General features: G+C 73.9%; 14 protein-coding genes. 5 read left to right on the plus strand and 9 right to left on the minus strand.

Annotation, left to right across the window (positions count from 1 at the left end; translation table 11 throughout):
- The first annotated feature begins 166 nt into the window (after positions 1 to 166).
- On the plus strand, positions 167 to 1,621 hold the full coding sequence (locus tag ACFWH7_RS09840; protein ID WP_378216329.1) for an MDR family MFS transporter: 1,455 nt from the start codon (positions 167 to 169) through the stop codon (positions 1,619 to 1,621).
- 12 nt (positions 1,622 to 1,633) lie between these two features.
- On the opposite strand, the gene dnaG is transcribed toward ACFWH7_RS09840, so the two are convergent.
- Positions 1,634 to 3,574 (minus strand): DNA primase, encoded by a 1,941-nt coding sequence (gene dnaG / locus ACFWH7_RS09845; RefSeq protein WP_378216330.1) that lies wholly within the window; start codon positions 3,572 to 3,574, stop codon positions 1,634 to 1,636.
- Positions 3,575 to 3,630: 56 nt separating this feature from the next.
- On the minus strand, positions 3,631 to 4,476 hold the full coding sequence (locus ACFWH7_RS09850) for a helix-turn-helix domain-containing protein (RefSeq protein WP_378216331.1): 846 nt from the start codon (positions 4,474 to 4,476) through the stop codon (positions 3,631 to 3,633).
- Between the two features lie 167 nt (positions 4,477 to 4,643).
- On the opposite strand from ACFWH7_RS09850, the gene ACFWH7_RS09855 reads away from it, so the two are divergent.
- On the plus strand, positions 4,644 to 5,096 hold the full coding sequence (locus ACFWH7_RS09855) for a VOC family protein (RefSeq protein ID WP_378216332.1): 453 nt from the start codon (positions 4,644 to 4,646) through the stop codon (positions 5,094 to 5,096).
- 27 nt (positions 5,097 to 5,123) lie between these two features.
- Here ACFWH7_RS09855 and ACFWH7_RS09860 read toward each other — a convergent pair whose 3' ends face one another.
- Both ACFWH7_RS09860 and ACFWH7_RS09865 read right to left on the minus strand, forming a co-directional pair.
- Positions 5,124 to 6,416 carry a deoxyguanosinetriphosphate triphosphohydrolase gene (locus ACFWH7_RS09860; protein WP_378216366.1) on the minus strand — a complete coding sequence of 431 codons (1,293 nt, stop codon included), beginning with the start codon at positions 6,414 to 6,416 and terminating at the stop codon, positions 5,124 to 5,126.
- Positions 6,417 to 6,478: 62 nt separating this feature from the next.
- Complete coding sequence (locus ACFWH7_RS09865) at positions 6,479 to 7,240, minus strand: metallophosphoesterase family protein (RefSeq protein ID WP_378216333.1); 762 nt, start codon at positions 7,238 to 7,240, stop codon at positions 6,479 to 6,481.
- Between the two features lie 122 nt (positions 7,241 to 7,362).
- On the opposite strand from ACFWH7_RS09865, the gene ACFWH7_RS09870 reads away from it, so the two are divergent.
- Positions 7,363 to 7,794 carry a hypothetical protein gene (locus tag ACFWH7_RS09870; RefSeq protein WP_378216334.1) on the plus strand — a complete coding sequence of 144 codons (432 nt, stop codon included), beginning with the start codon at positions 7,363 to 7,365 and terminating at the stop codon, positions 7,792 to 7,794.
- A gap of 4 nt (positions 7,795 to 7,798) precedes the next feature.
- Here the strand turns inward: ACFWH7_RS09870 and ACFWH7_RS09875 are convergent, their stop codons facing one another.
- The 4 genes from ACFWH7_RS09875 to ACFWH7_RS09890 form a co-directional block, all read right to left on the minus strand.
- Positions 7,799 to 9,628 (minus strand): glycoside hydrolase family 13 protein, encoded by a 1,830-nt coding sequence (locus tag ACFWH7_RS09875; protein WP_378216335.1) that lies wholly within the window; start codon positions 9,626 to 9,628, stop codon positions 7,799 to 7,801.
- A gap of 4 nt (positions 9,629 to 9,632) precedes the next feature.
- Positions 9,633 to 10,550 carry a sugar ABC transporter permease gene (locus tag ACFWH7_RS09880; RefSeq protein WP_378216336.1) on the minus strand — a complete coding sequence of 306 codons (918 nt, stop codon included), beginning with the start codon at positions 10,548 to 10,550 and terminating at the stop codon, positions 9,633 to 9,635.
- Position 10,551: 1 nt separating this feature from the next.
- On the minus strand, positions 10,552 to 12,195 hold the full coding sequence (locus ACFWH7_RS09885; protein ID WP_378216337.1) for an ABC transporter permease subunit: 1,644 nt from the start codon (positions 12,193 to 12,195) through the stop codon (positions 10,552 to 10,554).
- Positions 12,196 to 12,344: 149 nt separating this feature from the next.
- On the minus strand, positions 12,345 to 13,577 hold the full coding sequence (locus tag ACFWH7_RS09890) for a sugar ABC transporter substrate-binding protein (RefSeq protein WP_378216338.1): 1,233 nt from the start codon (positions 13,575 to 13,577) through the stop codon (positions 12,345 to 12,347).
- 266 nt (positions 13,578 to 13,843) lie between these two features.
- Here ACFWH7_RS09890 and ACFWH7_RS09895 point away from each other — a divergent pair, with 266 nt between their 5' ends.
- Together ACFWH7_RS09895 and ACFWH7_RS09900 are read left to right on the plus strand one after the other, a co-directional pair.
- Positions 13,844 to 14,881 (plus strand): LacI family DNA-binding transcriptional regulator, encoded by a 1,038-nt coding sequence (locus ACFWH7_RS09895; protein WP_378216339.1) that lies wholly within the window; start codon positions 13,844 to 13,846, stop codon positions 14,879 to 14,881.
- Between the two features lie 204 nt (positions 14,882 to 15,085).
- Positions 15,086 to 16,927 carry a glycoside hydrolase family 13 protein gene (locus ACFWH7_RS09900; RefSeq protein ID WP_378216340.1) on the plus strand — a complete coding sequence of 614 codons (1,842 nt, stop codon included), beginning with the start codon at positions 15,086 to 15,088 and terminating at the stop codon, positions 16,925 to 16,927.
- Between the two features lie 48 nt (positions 16,928 to 16,975).
- Here ACFWH7_RS09900 and ACFWH7_RS09905 read toward each other — a convergent pair whose 3' ends face one another.
- Positions 16,976 to 17,647, minus strand: coding sequence for a hypothetical protein (locus ACFWH7_RS09905; protein WP_378216341.1), 672 nt, complete (start codon positions 17,645 to 17,647; stop codon positions 16,976 to 16,978).
- Positions 17,648 to 17,659 lie beyond the last annotated feature (12 nt).

Consider the following 17,659-nt stretch of genomic DNA (forward strand, 5'->3'; position numbering starts at 1 on the left):
ACCCCGCCCGCCTCTTCCTACCACCCCACCCCGGCGCCCCCCCGGGCCCCCCCCCCGCCCCCCCCGCCCCCCCGGGGCCGAGCTGTTTCTCCGGCCCGCCATCGGAACGAGCCACGCAGCGGCACGCCCGGGAATACGGGACCGTTGCCCAGGGCTTGCGTCTGTCGTGACCACGACGTCCTCGGCCGGGATCGGCCTCCGCTCCGAGCGCGGCCCCGTCCTCCTCGCCCTCATGCTGTCGACGGCCCTCGTCGCGCTCGACGCGACGATCATCGCGACGGCGTCGGCGACGATCGCGCGCGAGCTGGGCGGGTTCGCGCAGCTCCCCTGGCTGTTCTCGAGCTACCTGCTCGCCCAGGCGGTCGGGACGCCGGTCTTCGGCAGGCTGTCGGACGTCCTCGGCCGCAAGCGCCTCATGCTCGCGGGGGTCGCCCTGTTCTTCCTCGGGTCCGTGCTGTGCGGGTTCGCGTGGTCGATGCCCGCGCTCGTCGCCGGGCGCGTGCTCCAGGGGCTTGGGGCCGGTGCGGTCATGCCCGTCTCCCAGACGATCGCCGCGGACATCTACACGCTGGAGGAACGCGCGAAGGCGCAGGGCTACCTCGCGTCGGTGTGGGCGATCTCGTCGGTGGTCGGCCCGACGCTCGGCGGCGTTTTCTCCGAGTTCGTCAGCTGGCGTTGGATCTTCTTCGTCAACGTGCCGCTCTGCGCGCTCGCCGCGTGGATGCTGCACCGGCGGTACCACGAGACCCCGCGCGAGGGTGCGCGCGAGCCGATCGACTACCTCGGTGCCGCACTCCTCACCGCGGGCAGCACGCTGCTGCTGCTCGGGCTGCTCGAGGGCGGGTCCACGTGGCCGTGGGCCTCCCCTGCGTCGCTCGCGGTCCTCGGCGCCGCGGTCCTCCTGCTCGGCGTCTTCGCGGTGCACGCACGTCGCACGCGCTACCCCGTGGTCGACCTCGCGATCCTGCGCCGGCGCGTCGTCGGCGTCTCGACGGCGGTCTCGCTCCTCGTCGGGGTGATCGTCCTCGCGCTGTCCACGTACGTCCCGATCTACGCCCAGGGCGTCCTCGGCGTCGGTCCGCTCGTGGCCGGCTTCGCGCTCGCGGCGATGACGGTCGGCTGGCCGATCTCGGCCTCGAACGCCGGGCGCCTCTACCTGCGGATCGGGTTCCGGTGGACCGCCGTCATCGGCTCCGCCCTCGTCCTCGCCGGCACGTCGCTCACGCTGCTGCTGGGCGCGTCGTCCCCGGTCGTGGCGGTCGCCGCGACGACGTTCGTCGTCGGCGTCGGCATGGGGCTGACCGCCGTCCCGACGCTCATCGCCGCCCAGTCGTCGGCCGCCTTCACGGAGCGCGGCGCCGTGACCGGCACCAACATGTTCGCGCGGTCGCTGGGATCGGCCGTCGGCGTCGCGGTCTGCGGCGCGATCATCAACGCCCGCACGACCCTCGGCGCCGACGGCACGCCCGAGGGTCCCGGCCTCATGGCCGCGATCCACGTCGTGTTCGTCCTGCTCACCGCGAGCGCCGCCGTCCTCGTCGTGCTCGCGGCCCTCATGCCCGCGGACCGCCAGGCGGCGCGCGACCGTCGAGCGGCTGCGACGGTGGACGCGACCGCCTAGCCCCGGGTCGGGTCAGGCGATCTCCCCCTCGCGCAGCGTGCGGCGCTCGGCCTCGACCGCGAGGAGCGCGGCGAACGCCTCCTGGTACGCGGCCAGGTCGGCCGCGGGGTCGAGACGCTGGAGGCGGCTCTTCGCGTCGGCGACGCGGCGGGTGAGCCCGAGGTCGACGAGGCCGCGCACGACGCCGGCGACGTAGCCGCCGACGACGTTCTCCCGGTCCTCCGGCAGGGGCGCGACGGCGAGCTCGGTCACGAGGCCACGCACGGGCTCGGCGGCCTGCTCGACGACGGCCTCGACCCAGTGCCCCGCGCCGAGCGACGCCCCCTCCCGCACTCCACCCGCGGCACGGATCGCGGCGTGGACGGCGCGCCAGGCCGGGACGGCGAACGCGTCCTCCCCGAGGTCGTCGAACACCGGCGGCACGTGCTGGGGGTACTGCAGGACGGCGACGAGCGCGAGGCGCTCGCGGCGCGCCACGGGGTCGCGCGGGTCGGGCGCGGGCAGCGCGGGGACCTCGGGCTCGGGGGCCTCCGCGCCCGGGCGGGCGTCGTCGGGCCGGGCGGTGCGGACCGGACCGGGCGCGTTGCCCCGCTTGGCGGCGGCCGCCACCTCGCGGCGGACGCGCTCGGCGTCCATGCCGATCCAGCCGGCGAGCATGCGGGCGTACTCGGGGCGCAGCGCGGCGTCGCGGATCCCGGCGACGACGGGGGCGGCGGCGCGCAGCGCGCCGACACGGCCCTCGGCGGTGTCGAGGTCGAACGTCGCGAGTGTCGTGCGGATGACGAACTCGAAGAGGGGCTGGCGGCCGTCGACGAGGGCACGCACGGCGTCGGGGCCGCGCGCCATGCGCAGCTCGCACGGGTCCATGCCGCTCGACTCGACCGCGACGAACGTCTGGGCGTAGAAGCGCTGGTCCTCTCCGAACGCGCGCACGGCGGCCTTCTGGCCCGCCGCGTCGCCGTCGAAGGTGAACACGACCTCGCCCCCGACGGACGCGCCCGAGGCGAGCTGCATGCCGCCCCCGGCGGTCGTGTCGCCGAGGAGCCGGCGCACGATGCGCGCGTGGTCGGAGCCGAACGCCGTGCCGCACGTCGCGACGGCGGTCGTCACGCCGGACAGGTGCGCCGCCATGACGTCGGTGTACCCCTCGACGACGACGACGCGCTTCTGCTTCGCGATCTCGCGCTTGGCGAGGTCGATGCCGTAGAGGACGTGGGACTTCTTGTAGAGCGAGGTCTCGGGAGTGTTGAGGTACTTGGGCCCCTGGTCCTCGTCGTAGAGGCGGCGCGCGCCGAACCCGACGATCTCGCCCGTGACGTCGCGGATGGGCCACACCAGACGCCCGCGGAACCGGTCGTAGATGCCCCGCTGCCCCTGGCTCATGAGGCCGGACGCGACGAGCTCGGGCTGCGTGAAGCCGCGACCCTGGAGATGGCGCTGGAGGTTGTCCCAGCCGGTGGGCGCGTACCCGACACCGAAGTGCTCCGCGTCGGCGCGGTCGAAGCTGCGCTCGGCGAGGAACGCGCGGGCGGCCTGCGCGCCCGGGGCGAAGAGCTGCTCGGAGAAGTACTGCGCGGCCACGCGGTGCGCCTCGAGCAGCCGCTGGCGCCGGCCCGGCTCCTCGCGCGGGCGCTGCGGCCCGCCGGAGTCCTCGTAGCGGAGCTGGATCCCCACGCGGTCGGCGAGGTACTCCACGGCCTCGACGAACGTCAGGCCGTCGATCTTCTGGACGAACGAGATGACGTCGCCGCCCTCGCCGCACCCGAAGCAGTGCCAGCGCCCGACGCCGGGGCGCACGTGGAACGACGGCGACCGCTCGTCGTGGAAGGGGCACAGGCCCTTGAGCGAGCCGACGCCCGCGGTCTTGAGGGTGACGTGCGCGGAGACGATCTCGTCGATCCGTGCGCGGTCGCGGACGGCTTCCACGTCCTCGCGTCGAATCAGGCCTGCCACGGAGCGAGTCTATGCGCCCGGCGATGCCGCCGGGGATGGCCCGACGGCGGCGTCGGTCACCCCGGGGCCGACCCCGACGCGGCCCCGACGAGCGCGTCGCGCGACGTCGCGCAGCGTCGCGCGTAGGCACCGGGCGTGGACCCGGTCGCGCGCGCGAAGTCGGTGCCGAGGTGCGCCTGGTCGTAGTAGCCGACGGCGGTCGCGAGCGCCGCGAGGTCCTGGTCGGGGTCGGCCGCGAGCAGGTCGGCGGCGAGGTGCACGCGGTGACGTTGCAGGGCCCACTTGGGGCTCACGCCGACGTACGCGGCGAAGAGTCGCTGGAGCGAGCGCGACGACGTCCCGACGACCCCCGCGAGGTCGCCGACGCCCGCGCCAGGCCCGAGCTCGCCGCCCACGAGGGCCGCGAACGCGCCCGCGACGCGGTCGAGGTCGCGCTCGGCACGGACGTTCCGGGCGCGCTCGGCCCGCGCGCGCAGGAGCGGTTCGACGGCGCGCGCCGCCTCCTCGTCCCGGCCCGCGCGGGCGAGGCCGAGCGCGGTGACCCCGGTGCGCTCCGCCGTCGGGCCGAGGAACGCGGCCGCGGGGACCTGCACCCCCGGGCGCACGGCGTCCGGGTGCCCGAGCAGCACCCGGAACGCGCCGGGCCGTAGCTTGGTGCCGACGACGGCGCCCGAGCCGGTCAGGGTGCGCTCGAACAGCCCGGGCGGGATGCCGTGCGCGACGTAGCCCGACTCCTCGGCGACGACGTTCGCGACGGGGTGCGGCACGAGGACCTGGGTGAAGGACTCCCCCGGCGGCAGGTCCCAGCGCACGACCCAGTGCCGCTCGACGAGGTCCGCGAGGTCGGGCGCCGGCTCGACGCGCACGAGCTCGAACCCGCGCCGCGCCGCGGTGGGATCCACCAGGCCCCGCACGGACGTCGTCGGCCGACGACGGGCCCGTGCGCCCCCGTCGGCCGGATGACCCGGTTCGAACACCTGTCGCATTCCTCCAAGACTGGCACGGGCCGCCGACACGAGCATGGTGGGACGGCCCGCACCTCGCGGGCGACCACGACGAGGAGGACACCATGGAGATGTCGGCACTGCACCCCAACGTCACGGTGAACGGCGCGCGCGAGGCGATCGCGTACTACGAGGCGGCTCTCGGCGCCGAGGTGGTCGACACGATCACGGCGGGCGACACGATCATCCACTCGGACCTGCGGCTCGTCTCCCCCGCCGGGACGTCCACGTTCACGGTCGCGGAGGCGTTCCCGCCCGACTCCGTCGCGCCCGAGGCCGGTGCGCCGACGCACGCGTCGTTCACGATCCCGGTCGAGGACGCCGACGCCGCGTACGCGCGGGCGATCTCTGCCGGCGGGTCGAGCATCGCGGAGCCCGCGGACTGGTTCGAGGGGTTCCGCCAGGCCGCGGTCCGCGACCCGTTCGGGCACCGCTGGTTCTTCGTGACCGTCGCGGACTCCGTGACGGCCGCGGACGTGCAGCGCGCGAGCGACGCCTGGGTGGCCGAGCAGGCCTGAGCCGGCCGCGGGCCGCGCCCGTCGGCCTCAGGCCGGCGGGCGCACGAGCCGCGCGTGGAACTGCATCGCCGAGACGTCCGTGAGCGAGGCGACCTGGTCCACGACGACGCGCAGGCGGGCCGCGTCGTCGGGCGCGGCCTCCCAGTCCGCGGCGAACGACGGCTCGAGCGCGACGGGGGCCCGGTCGCAGAACACGTGCACGAGGTCGGCGATGACCTCGCGCTGCCGCTGGTAGAGCGGCTCCTGCTCGCGCGGCGCCATGACGTAGGCGACCGCGACGCCCTTGAGCACGAGGATCTCGGCGACCGTCTCGTCCGGGACCACGAGCCGTGCGGCGTACCGCGTGAGCGGCCCGTCCCCGTAGAGGGCACGTGTCGCGTCCTGCGCCGCCCCGGTGAACCGGCCGATGAGCTGGCTCGTCGCGTCCTTGAGCGCGGCGAGCGCGCGGCGCGAGCCGTCGAACCCGGTGACCAGGTGCCCGGTGCCCTGGAGGCGCGTGATCGCGGCGTCGAGCGCCGCCTCGTCGTACGCGGTGCCGTACCAGGAGTGGACCGCGCGCACGACGCGCGCGCGCTCGTCGGGGTCGTCGAGGACGGCGAGCTCGATGCGCCCGCCGACCACCGCGTCCTCGACGTCGTGCACGGAGTACGACACGTCGTCGGCGAGGTCCATGACCTGCGCCTCGAGGCACTTGACCTGCACGGGCGCGCCGGCGCGCAGCCAGTCGAACACGGGCCGGTCGTCCTCGTAGACGCCGAACTTGTGCGTCGGGCGGCCGTCCGCGCGCAGCGGCGCCTCGCCCGCGCCCCACGGGTACTTGACGCTCGCGTCGAGGCTCGCCCGCGTGAGGTTGAGGCCGTACGACCGCCCGTCCTCGTCGACGACCTTGGGGTCGAGCCGCGTGAGGAGGCGCAGCGTCTGCGCGTTGCCCTCGAACCCGCCGACGTCGACCGCGAGGTCCGCGAGCGCCCGCTCGCCGTTGTGCCCGAACGGCGGGTGCCCGAGGTCGTGCGCGAGGCACGCGGTGTCGACGATGTCCGGGTCGCAGCCGAGCGCCTTGCCGATCTCGCGGCCCACCTGCGCGACCTCGAGCGTGTGCGTGAGCCGGGTCCGGACGAAGTCGTCGCTGCCCGGCCCGAGCACCTGCGTCTTGGCACCGAGGCGGCGCAGCGCCGACGAGTGGACGATGCGCGCGCGGTCACGCTCGAACGGCGTGCGCGCGCGGGACTTCGCGGACTCGACGAACCACCGCTCGGTGTCGGCGTCCGAGTACGACGCCGTCCCCTCCTCGCCGCGCGCCGGGCGCGGGCCGGTCCCCACGACCGCGGGGTCGAACGCCTCCTGCTCGAACGTCTGCACGGGCCCCAGCGTAACGACGCCGGTCAGGACGTGGCGGGAGCCGGGTCCGCGAGGCCGCGGTAGACGCCGGTCCGCAGCTCGCCCGCCCATGCGTCGGCCTGCGGCATGCCGACGTCGTAGGCGACGGCGACCTCCGCCTCGACGTCGTACGGCACGCGCACGTGCTGGAGCGAGAAGGGCGCCGGGTCGGGCGAGCCGGGGACGCCCTCGAGGATCGCGTAGACGGGGGTCGGCTCGTCGAGCGGGTTGCCGACGCTGCCGGTGTTGAACAGCGTGCGGCCGCGGCGGGTCTCGACGTAGGCGTCGTGGATGTCGCCGTACCCCACGACGGCGGGCTCGGGACCGGGACCGGTGAGGTCGGTCGCGGCGAACATGCCCGCGAACTCCTCGGGCGTGTGGTGGAGGTGCACCTTGGTGTGCACCGCCGCGGCCGAGGCGTGGAACAGGCGCACGCGCCGACCGCTCAGCATCAGGTCGTGGCTGAGCGGGAGCGTGCCGAACCAGTCCCGCTGGTCCGCGCGCAGCTCGTCGCGCCACCACACGTGCTCGGGCAGGCCGTCGTCGGGCGTCCGGGGCAGGAAGTCCTCCCAGTTGCCGCGCACGCTCACCGCGCACACCTCCCGGCACCGGTCGACCACCGCCCGCCCGCGCGGGCCCTTGCCGACCATGTCGCCGAGGTTGAGGAACGTCGTCACGCCGCGGGACCGCGCGTCGGCGAGGACCGCGTCGAGCGCGGACAGGTTGCCGTGGACGTCCGAGAGGATCGCGATGCGCTCGACGGTCACGCCGCGATCCTGCCACGGCCGAGCCGCCCCGAGAAGGAGCTCCTGCCCTCGGTCCGAGCCGCTCGGGGGCGAGAGCTCCCGTCGCGCGGCGTGCGGGCGTGCTGGGGCGTAGCCTCGCGCACATGGGTGCAGCGCAGGCGCTCGAGCTGCGGGCCGTCACCGTCGACGGCCTGGTCGAGGTCGTCCCGTACGTCGACGGCCGCTCGCTCGTCGACCTCGTCGGACGGCACGAGTCGGCGAGCGGCTACTCCCCCGCGGGCGCGTACGGCGGGCTCGTCCCGGCGTTCTTCCGCTACGGCGACGCCGCGCACCAGTGGTACGGGCGGGGGCGGACGCCGGCGGGCGGGCACGCGTGGGTGCTCGCGTGCGACTGCCACGAGGCCGGGTGCTGGCCGTTCGAGGTGACCGTCGACGCCGACGCGACGACCGTCGTCTGGCGTGACCTCACCCAGCCGTTCCGGCCCGAGTGGGACTACTCCGCGCTCGGCCCGTTCACGTTCGACCGCGCGCAGTACGACGACGCCGTGCGCCAGGTCGCGCACCTCTTCCGCTGAGGGCTCAGCCCAGGCGCCACACCCCGACGGCCGGGCCGTCGCCCGCGAGCCGCGCGCCGCCGTCGTCCCGGTCGAGGTCCAGCGTGCCGTGGAGCCGCTCCGCCTCCCCGCCGCCCACGAGCGCCGGGTGCAGCGTGACGCCGTCCCACGGCGCGCGGGCGAGCGCGACGAGCACGCGCTCGTCGGGCGTCTCGCGCAGGTAGACGAGAGCGTCGTCGTCGACGTGCGCCCAGCGCAGGCCGCCGTGGCGCAGCGCGTCGGAGCCGCGCCGCACCGCGACGAGCGCGCGGTAGAGGTCGAACGTCGCGGCGTCCCAGCGGGCGTCGTCGTCCCACGGCATGGTCGCGCGGCCGTGCTCGCCGTTGAGGCCCGTGAGCCCCACCTCGTCGCCCGCGAACACGACCGGCGTGCCGGGGTAGGTGAGCAGGAGCGTCGCCGCGACCTCGACCATCTCGCGCGAGCCGACGATCGAGCGCAGGCGCGGGGTGTCGTGCGAACCGAGCATGTTCCACTGCGACGCCGTGACGCGCCACGGCAGGACGGCGTCGAACTCGCGCATGGTCGCGACGACGTCGCGACCCCCGCGCCGCGGCGTGCGCACCGGCAGCCCGAGGTACGGCACGGGCGAGTCCGCGGGCGACAGCCACGTCCAGGCCGGGCGCGTGAACGCGGAGTAGTTCATGTTCGCGTGCCAGCCGTCGCCCGCGAGGTCGCCCGAGGCGTCGTGGAAGTGCTCCGCGACGAGCGCCGCCTCAGGGTTCGCGGCCCGCATGGTCGCGCGCAGGCGCCGCGCGACCTCGAGCGTGCGGTCCTCGGCACCGAACCGGCCGGTCATGTTCGCGACGTCGATCCGCCAGCCGTCGAGCCCGAACGGCTCGCCGAGGTAGCGCCCGACGACGGAGCCCGGCCCGTCGATCATGCGCGCCCCGAGCTCGGCCGAGCCGTACGACAGCTTGGGCAGCGACGCGTGCTCGAGCCAGCCCACGTACCCGGGCTCGCCGTCGGTCCAGTAGTAGAAGTCGCGCTCCGGCGCGCCGGGGTCGGCGAGCGCCCGGGCGAACCACTCGTGCCCGGCGCCCGTGTGGTTGGTCGTGAGGTCGCCCATGACGCGCAGCCCGCGCGCGTGCGCGGCGCGGATCAGCGACGCGTACGCCGCGTCGCCGCCGAGCAGCGGGTCGACGTGGTCGAACGTGCTCGCGTCGTAGCGGTGGTTGGACCGGCCCGGGAAGACAGGGGTCGTGTACAGGGTCGTCACGCCGAGCGCGACGAGGTGGTCGAGCCGCTCCTCGACCCCCGCGAGGTCGCCCCCGTAGAGCTGCGTCCCGACGTCGGGCCCCGACCCGTGCGGCTCGTCGCCCCAGGCCGCGGGGACGGCCCACTCCGGGAGCGGACGCCCGTCGGCCGCGGCCGACCGGGCGAACCGGTCCGGGAAGACCTGGTAGACGACGCCGTCGCGCATCCACGCCGGCGCGCCCTCGTGGACGGTGAGGCGGAAGTCCGCGGCGTCGGGCACGTCGCGGTCCCACACCCCACGGCCGTTGAGCCAGCGGTACCCGGAGGCGCCCTCGTCGAGGAAGAACCGGTACCCCGTCTCGGGGTTGTGCACGAGCACCTCGGCGACGTACCAGTCCTCGTGCTCGTCCGAGCGGTCGAGCCGCGCGGGGGCGAGCCGGGGCTCGCCGTCGCGCACGGTGCGCAGCCAGACGTCGCGGACCCCCACCGACCGGGGCACGCGCACGCGGACGGGGACCGTGTCCCCGAGGGCGGGCACGCCCTCGGGGACGTACAGCGCCGAGCCGTCGTGGTGCGGGACGGGGGTCGCGACGTCGCGCACGCGGTCAGCCCTTCACGGAACCGGCGGTGAGGCCGCCGACGATGTACTTCTGGAGGTAGAGGAACAGCGCGAGCACGGGCAGCGCGGAGATCACGGCGCCGGCCGTGAACAGGCCCCAGTTCGCCTCCCTGAGCGACGACACCCAGCCGTACAGCCCGACGGCGAGCGTCCAGTTGCGCTCCGACGTCAGGACGATGCGCGCGATGATGAACTCGCCGAACGTGCTGATGAAGGACAGCAGCGCGACGACCGCGAGGATCGGCGCCACCAGGCGCAGGATGATCGTCCAGTAGATCTGCGAGTGCGTGGCGCCGTCGATCTTGGCGGCCTCGTCGAGCTCGCGCGGGACCGTGTTGAAGAACCCGTACATGAGGAACGTGTTCACGCCGAGCGCGCCGCCCAGGTACACGGCGATGAGGGCGATCTTGCTGTTCAGGCCGAGGATCGGGACGACGTTCCCGAGCCCGATGAGCAGCAGGAAGATCGCCACGAACGCGAGCATCTGCGGGAACATCTGGATGATCAGCAGGGACGTCAGACCGGCGCGCCGGCCGCTGAAGCGGAACCGGGAGAACGCGTACGCCGCCGCCGCGCCCATGAGCACGGTGCCGACCGAGGTCGCGACCGCGATGACGAGCGTGTTGCCCATCCACGTCCAGAACATCGTGGTGCCGAGCTGGGCGTAGTTCGCGGTGCTGACGTCGGAGAAGAGCGTGTTGGAGCCGGTGAGCGTCCCGTTCTCCGACAGGGAGGCCGAGAGGACGTAGACGAGCGGGAAGGCCGCGTAGACGACGGCGATCACGCCGACGACGTGCCGCCAGCCGAGCTCGGAGAACCAGCGGCCCGGCTTCATGCGGGTCCGCGAGGCCGAGGACGGGGCGGGCCGACCGCCGACGACGGGGGGTGCCTGGGTGGTCGCCATGTCAGCTGATCTCCTCGAACTTGCGCGTGCTCCGGAAGGCGATGGCCGAGATCGTGCCCACGATGACGAAGATGACGATCGACAGCGCGCTCGCGAGACCGAAGTCCTTCTGCGCCGAGCCGTCGACACCCGAGATCGAGTACACCATCGAGATGAGGATGTCGGTGTGGCCGAGCGGGACGGACGCATCGGCGAACCGTGGACCGCCGCCGGTGAGCATGTAGATGAGCGTGAAGTTGTTGAAGTTGAAGGCGAACGACGAGATGAGCAGCGGCGCCGTCGAGATGAGCAGCAGCGGGAGCGTGATCGCGCGCCACGTGGTCCAGCGGCCGGCACCGTCGATCTTCGCGGCCTCCATGACGTCGGACGGCAGGGACTGCAGGGCGCCCGTGCAGATGAGGAACATGTAGGGGAAGCCCAGCCACAGGTTCACGCCGAGCACGGACAGCTTGGCCAGCCAGGGGTCGGTGAGCCACGGGATGTGCGCGCCGCCCAGGATCACCTCGTTGATGAACCCGAACCGCGTGTTGAGCAGCCCGGACCACAGCAGCGCCGCGAGGAAGCCCGGGATCGCGTACGGCAGGATCATCAGCGTCCGGTAGACCTTGCGCCCGCGCATCCGCGTGTCGTTGAAGACGATCGCGAGGAAGAGGCCGAGCAGGAACGTCGTGACGACCGAGCCGATCGCGAAGACGAACGTCCACACGAGGATCTTGACGAACGGCTGCGCGTAGCGGGCGTCGGAGAACGCGGTGACGAAGTTGTCGAACCCGACGGGCACGCGCCACCCGACCGCGAGGGTCGAGCCGTCGGGAGCCTGGAACTGGCCCTCGTCGTTCGGCGTGTAGACGGTGCCGGTCGTCGTGTCGGTCATGGTGTCCGCCGCAGCGTCCCACTCGAGCGCCGAGGTGTAGACGTAGCCGGTCCGGGCGTCCGTGGTGCGGATCGACCCGTCCTCCGGGTCGTCCGAGACCGGCACACGGAGCTCGGTCACCTCGGCCTGGCGCTGGAGCACCTGGTCGCGGGGCAGCACGGTGAAGCCGGGGACGTCGGTCGCGCGCCCGTCCTCGACCGTCGCGCCGTCCACGGTGGCGAGCGGCCGGTCTGCCGTCCCGGCCTCGACCTCGCCGTCGTCCGTCACGACCGCGAAGCCCAGCGCATCGCCGTCCTCCACCACGGTGAGGGCCGACGAGGGGGAGCCCTCGACGCGGCGCTCGTTCTGGATCAGCAGCGCGGAGACCGCCTGCTCCTTGGTCGCGTTGTGCCCGGTGCCGTAGTTGGTGAAGGCGACGTACCCGGTGTAGCCGACCACGAAGATCTGGTAGACGAGGAGGAAGAGCAGCCCGGGAAGGATGTACTTGAGCGGGAGCGCGCGCTTCGAGAAGTACACCCAGTTCGCGACGACGAGCATCGCCAGGGACGCCACGAGGATCCCGTACGAGCCCTCGGTCCACGCGGACCAGACCACGTACACGCCGAGCGCGTCGACGACGGCCATGAGCGCGAGCTTGACGAAGAACCCGGGGCTGTAGTCGCGCGCGTGCGAGGCGTCCGCAGCGCGCAGCCCACGGGTGCGCCGCGGCGGCGGCCCGTCGGTTCCGAGAGGGCCGACTTCCGCGTCGGTCGTGGTCTGTGGGGCGGACATCCTGGTGCCTCCGAGGTCGTGACGCGGTTCGTCCCGCGTCGTCCCGAGTGTCGTCGTGCCGCGTCGCGGCCGGTGCCGGACCGGCGGTGACGCCGTCGCGGCACGCAGGTGACCCTGCGCACCGCGACGGCGGTCCGGTCCGAGCCGGGTCAGGAGCCCATCGCGCCCTGGATGTCGGCGATCATCTTGTCCCAGGTGGGGACGGGGTCTGCACCGTTGACGATCGCGGCCTCCGTCACGCCCCAGAAGCTCCAGACGGACGCCATCTCGGGGATCGACGGCATCGGCACGGCCTCGGCACCGACGGCCCGGAAGCCCGCGACGATCGGGTCGCCCGCCGAGGCGGAGTCAGCCGCGACCGTCAGCGCCGGCGGACGGTTGCCTGCCTGGTAGAGGGCGAGCTGCGCCTCCTCGGTCGAGAGGAAGTTGACGAGGAAGTCGTTCGCGACGATCGCGTTCTTGCTCTCGGCGCTGAGGTAGAAGCCCTGGACGCCGACGAACGGCTGCGCGGGCTGCCCGCCCGCGGTCGGGATCGGGTCGATCGACAGGTCCATGCCCTCGAACGAGTCGATCATCCACGGGCCACCGACGATGAACGGGGACTCGCCGTTCTTGAACGCCTCGACGGCGATGTCGTACGTGGTGTCCTGGCTGAGCACGCCGGCCGCGCCCTGCGCGCCGAGCCACTGCGCGAACGCCTGGCCCTCCGGGCCGCCCATCGCGAGCTCGGACGAGTAGCTGCCGTCCTCGTTCTGCGTGAAGACCGGGGCGCCGAACGACGTCTGGAACGGGTAGTGGGTGTACGGGTCACCCTTGTCACCGTCCGACTGGACCAGGATCGGGAACTTCGTCCCCGCGGTCTGGCCGGCGGCGACGGCCTCGTCCCACGTGGCGGGCGCCTCCGACGCGAGCTCGGTGTTGCGGATCAGGGCGATGTTCTCGATCGCGTAGGGCAGGCCGTAGACCTGGCCGTCCTGCGTGAACGCCTCGATCGAGACGGCCTCGAACTCGGCCGCCTTGTCGCCGAGCTCGAGCGGGGCCACGACGCCGTTCGTCGTGAGCTCACCGAGCCAGTCGTGCGCGCCGACCGTGATGTCGGGGCCCTCGCCCGTCGGGACCTGCGCGAGGAAGTCAGCGCGGATGTCCTCGAAGTTCTTGAGGACGACGTCGACCGTCGTCCCCGTCTCCGACTCGAACGACTCGGCCGCCGCGGTCACGGCGTCCTGGCGGGTCTCGTCGACCCAGACGGTGAGCGTGCCGCCGCCGGAGGTGCCCTCGGCGCTCGGCTCGTCGGTGCTCTCGTCTCCCGAGCCGCCGGACGAGCAGGCGGCCAGCGCCAACGTCGTGGTCAGCGCGGCGGCAAGAAGGATGCTCCGTCGCATCAGTGGTCACTCCCAGCATGTTGCAGTGCGGTGGCGGCCGACGTCGGTTCGCACCGACCGTGGGCCCTGATGCGACGACGGTAGATCGCGAGGTGGCACGGATGCAAGTCGTTGCGGTAACTTTCATGCAACGCTTTGCAGGGCGCCGTCCGGCGTCCGCCCCGCCTCCCCCGGCCGACGGGTTCGCGCGCCTCCGCACCGAGGCTCGCGGCTCGCGGGTCGGACGACCAGGACGAGGAGGTCCGGTGTCCCCTACGCTTCCCCATGTGCGCACCCGTCTCAGCGATCTCGCCGCCCAGGCCGGCGTCTCCACCGCGACGGTCTCGCGCGTCCTCAACGGGAAGCCCGGCGTCGCGAGCGAGACCCGCCAGGCGGTCCTCGCGGCTCTCGACGTGCTGGGCTACGAACGTCCCTCGACGCTGCGCACCCGCTCCGCCGGCCTCGTGGGGCTCGTCGTCCCCGAGCTGACGAACCCCGTCTTCCCCGCGTTCGCCCAGACCATCGAGTCGCTCCTGTCGGAGCACGGGTACACGCCGCTGCTGTGCACGCAGTCGCCCGGCGGCACGACGGAGGACGACTACGTCGACATGCTCATGGACCACGCGGTCGACGGCATCGTCTTCGTCTCCGGCCTGCACGCCGACACCCAGGCGAGCCACGAGCGCTACGAGCGCCTGCGCAGCCGCGGCATCCCGATCGTGCTGGTGAACGGCTTCGCCGAGGGCATCGACGCGCCGTTCGTCTCGCCCGACGACGTCGCGAGCGTCGAGCTGTCGGTGCGCCACCTGGTCTCGCTCGGGCACCGCAACGTCGGGCTCGCGATCGGGCCGGACCGGTTCGTCCCCGCCCAGCGCAAGCTCGTGAGCTTCGCCGAGTCGCTCGTGCGGCACGGGCTCGTCGCCGACGAGTCCGAGGCGGGGGAGCACGTCGTCGTCACGCTGTACACCGTCGAGGGCGGGCAGGCTGCGGCCGGCGAGCTCATCGACTCCGGCCACACCGCGATCATCTGCGGGTCCGACCTCATGGCGCTCGGCGCGATCCGCGCGGCCCGCTCGCGCAGCCTGCGCGTGCCCCAGGACGTCTCGGTCGTGGGCTACGACGACTCGCCGCTCATCGCCTTCACGGACCCGCCGCTCACCACGGTGCGCCAACCCGTCAACGCCATGGCGCACGCCGCGGTGAGCGCGCTGCTCACCGAGATCGCGGGCGAGCGCGCTCCGCGCTCGGAGCTGCTGTTCCAGCCGGAGCTCATCGTCCGCGACTCCACGGGCGCCGCCCCGGCGACGGGCTCGCCCACCGCCTGACGGCAGCACGCCACCGCAGCACGAACGCGGCGCGACGCACGGCGCGGCGTCGACGACCACCCCTCCGACCGCCGGACGGGGACCCGTCGTCCCGCCACCGCAAGCGCTTACACTCGACGGAGGGTCGGCGTCACCCCCGCTCCGCCTGCCGAGTGATCCCCCCTGAAGAACCCTGACACCACGCACGTGAGGACCGACAGCTCGATGACTCGTATCGATTCGACGCCGACCGCCAGCACCACCGCGACGGCCACCGCGCCCTTCAGCACCGGGGCGCTCGTGCACACCGGCCCGGGCGAGGCGCCGGAGTGGTGGCGCGACGCCGTGATCTACCAGGTCTACCCGCGCTCGTTCGCGGACGGCGACGGCGACGGCGTCGGCGACCTGCCCGGCATCACCTCGAAGCTCGACCACCTCGCCGAGCTCGGGGTCGACGCGGTCTGGCTGAGCCCGTTCTACCGCTCGCCCCAGAAGGACGCGGGCTACGACGTCGCGGACTACCGCGACGTCGACCCGCTGTTCGGCACGCTCGCCGACTTCGACGAGCTGCTCGCCCAGGCGCACGCGCGCGGGATCCGCATCATCGTGGACCTCGTCCCGAACCACACCTCGGACCAGCACGCGTGGTTCCAGGCGGCGCTGGCCGCGCCCGAGGGCTCGGTCGAGCGCGCCCGCTACGTCTTCCGCGAGGGTGAGGGCGAGCACGGCGAGCTGCCCCCGAACAACTGGCAGTCGATCTTCGGCGGCCCCGCGTGGACCCGCGTCACCGCAGGCCCGGACGCCCGCCCCGTCACCGGGGCCGAGGGCGAGACGCCCGGCCAGTGGTACCTGCACCTGTTCGACTCCACGCAGCCCGACCTCGCGTGGGACAACCCCGAGGTGCGCGAGGAGTTCGAGCAGGTCCTGCGGTTCTGGCTCGACAAGGGCGTCGACGGGTTCCGCGTCGACGTCGCGCACGGCATGATCAAGGCCGACGGCCTGCCCGACTGGGACGGCACGGTGTCCATGGTCGAAGGCACCGAGGCCGACGACGGCGACGAGGAGACCGACCCGGGCGCTCCCGAGGACGGGTCGACGGGCGCCGGCAACTCCGGCCCGATGTTCGACCAGGACGGCGTCCACGAGATCTACCGCGCGTGGCACCGCGTCCTCGCCGAGTACGACGGCGACCGCGCGCTCGTCGCCGAGGCGTGGGTCGAGCCGCTCTCGCGCCTCGCGCGCTACGTGCGCCCGGACGAGATGCACCAGGCGTTCAACTTCTCGTTCCTCACCACCGCGTGGTCGGCGGCGCCCCTGCGCACCGTGATCGCGGCGTCGCTGCGCGCGAACGACGAGGTCGGCGCGCCCACGACGTGGGTCCTGTCGAACCACGACGTCGTGCGGCACGCCTCACGCCTCGGCCTCGCGGACCCCGGCCTGCGCCCCAACGGGATCTTCGCGCACGACCCGCAGCCCGACGAGGAGCTCGGCCTGCGCCGCGCGCGCGCCGCGTCGCTCCTCATGCTCGGCCTGCCCGGGTCGTCGTACCTCTACCAGGGCGAGGAGCTGGGTCTGCCCGAGCACACCGCGCTGCCCGACGACGTCCGCGAGGACCCCGCGTTCTTCCGCACCCAGGGCGCCGAGGCGGGCCGTGACGGCTGCCGCATCCCGATCCCCTGGCACGCCGACGCCGACGGCTTCGGCTTCGGCCCGTCCGGGAAGACGTGGCTCCCCCAGCCCGCGTCCTACGCGCGGTACGCCGCCGACGGGCAGCGCGGCGTCGAGGGGTCGACGTACGAGACGTACCGCACCGCCCTCGCGACGCGTCGCGCGGAGCAGCTCGGCTCGGGCACGCTCGCGTGGGTCGAGGACTACGCCGACTCGGCGGACGTCGTCGCGCTGCGCAACCGCGACGTCGTGGTCCTCGCGAACCTCGGTGCCGAGCCGGTCGTCCTGCCGCACGGCGCGGAGGTGCTCGTGGCGTCGGGCCCCGTCCTCACCGACCGGTCCGCGGACCCGCAGGTCCGCGTGCCGTCCGACACGACGGTGTGGCTGCGCGCCCACTGACCGGGTGAGCCGAGCACGGCCGGGGTCCCTCGCGGGCCCCGGCCGTCCTCATGCCCGCAGGCCGGACTCGAACGCGGCACGGACCACCTCGGCCGCGAACGCCGGGTCGTCGACGTAGGCGGACGCGGAGCACACGACCGCCCCCGGTGCGGCGACGCGCCACCACGGCCCGGCGGCCTGGACCACGAGCACGGCGCCGCGCACGTCATCGATCCTGACGCCGTGCGTGCTGGCCACGTCCGCGGCGAGCGCGCGACCGTCGACCGCCGCCGTCCGTCCGTGCAGCGCCCTGGCGCGGTCCGCCTCGCGCGCCGCGAGCACGCGGTGCGCCTCGGGGAACAGTCGCGCGACGGCGTCGCGCAGGACGGGCACGTCGTCCAGCGCCGCGAACGCGGGCGGTGAACCGACGGCGTCCCGTGCCACGGACCGCGCGCGGACCCAGCCGAGGAACGCGTCCTCCCCCGGCGGAGGCTCCTCCGTCCGGCCGGCGACCTCGAACGCGAGGGCGGCACGCCACCAGACGATCCATCGCGACGCCGCGGCGTCGCGCTCGTCGGCCGGGACCAGCGCCGACCGGCCGGGCGGTCCCGGCTCGCAGCGCGGCGGTGCGTCATCGGCCGCGACGACGAGCCCGAGCGCGTCGCGGACCCACAGCAGCAGGTCGAGGCCCCCGTCGTCCGAGACCGACAGTCGCCACGACGACCGCCCCTCGAACCACACCGCGGCCTCCTC

It is taken from the genome of Cellulosimicrobium cellulans, from assembly GCF_042723955.1.
GTDB lineage: Bacteria > Actinomycetota > Actinomycetes > Actinomycetales > Cellulomonadaceae > Cellulosimicrobium > Cellulosimicrobium cellulans_H.

Excerpts from the sequence above, each read along its gene's own strand:
- ACFWH7_RS09855 (WP_378216332.1), top strand. The coding sequence starts at position 4,644 with ATGGAGATGTCGGCACTGCACCCCAACGTCACGGTGAACGGCGCGCGC.
- ACFWH7_RS09890 (WP_378216338.1), bottom strand. The coding sequence starts at position 13,577 with ATGCGACGGAGCATCCTTCTTGCCGCCGCGCTGACCACGACGTTGGCG.
- ACFWH7_RS09870 (WP_378216334.1), top strand. The coding sequence starts at position 7,363 with ATGGGTGCAGCGCAGGCGCTCGAGCTGCGGGCCGTCACCGTCGACGGC.
- ACFWH7_RS09885 (WP_378216337.1), bottom strand. The coding sequence starts at position 12,195 with ATGTCCGCCCCACAGACCACGACCGACGCGGAAGTCGGCCCTCTCGGA.
- ACFWH7_RS09900 (WP_378216340.1), top strand. The coding sequence starts at position 15,086 with ATGACTCGTATCGATTCGACGCCGACCGCCAGCACCACCGCGACGGCC.
- ACFWH7_RS09880 (WP_378216336.1), bottom strand. The coding sequence starts at position 10,550 with ATGGCGACCACCCAGGCACCCCCCGTCGTCGGCGGTCGGCCCGCCCCG.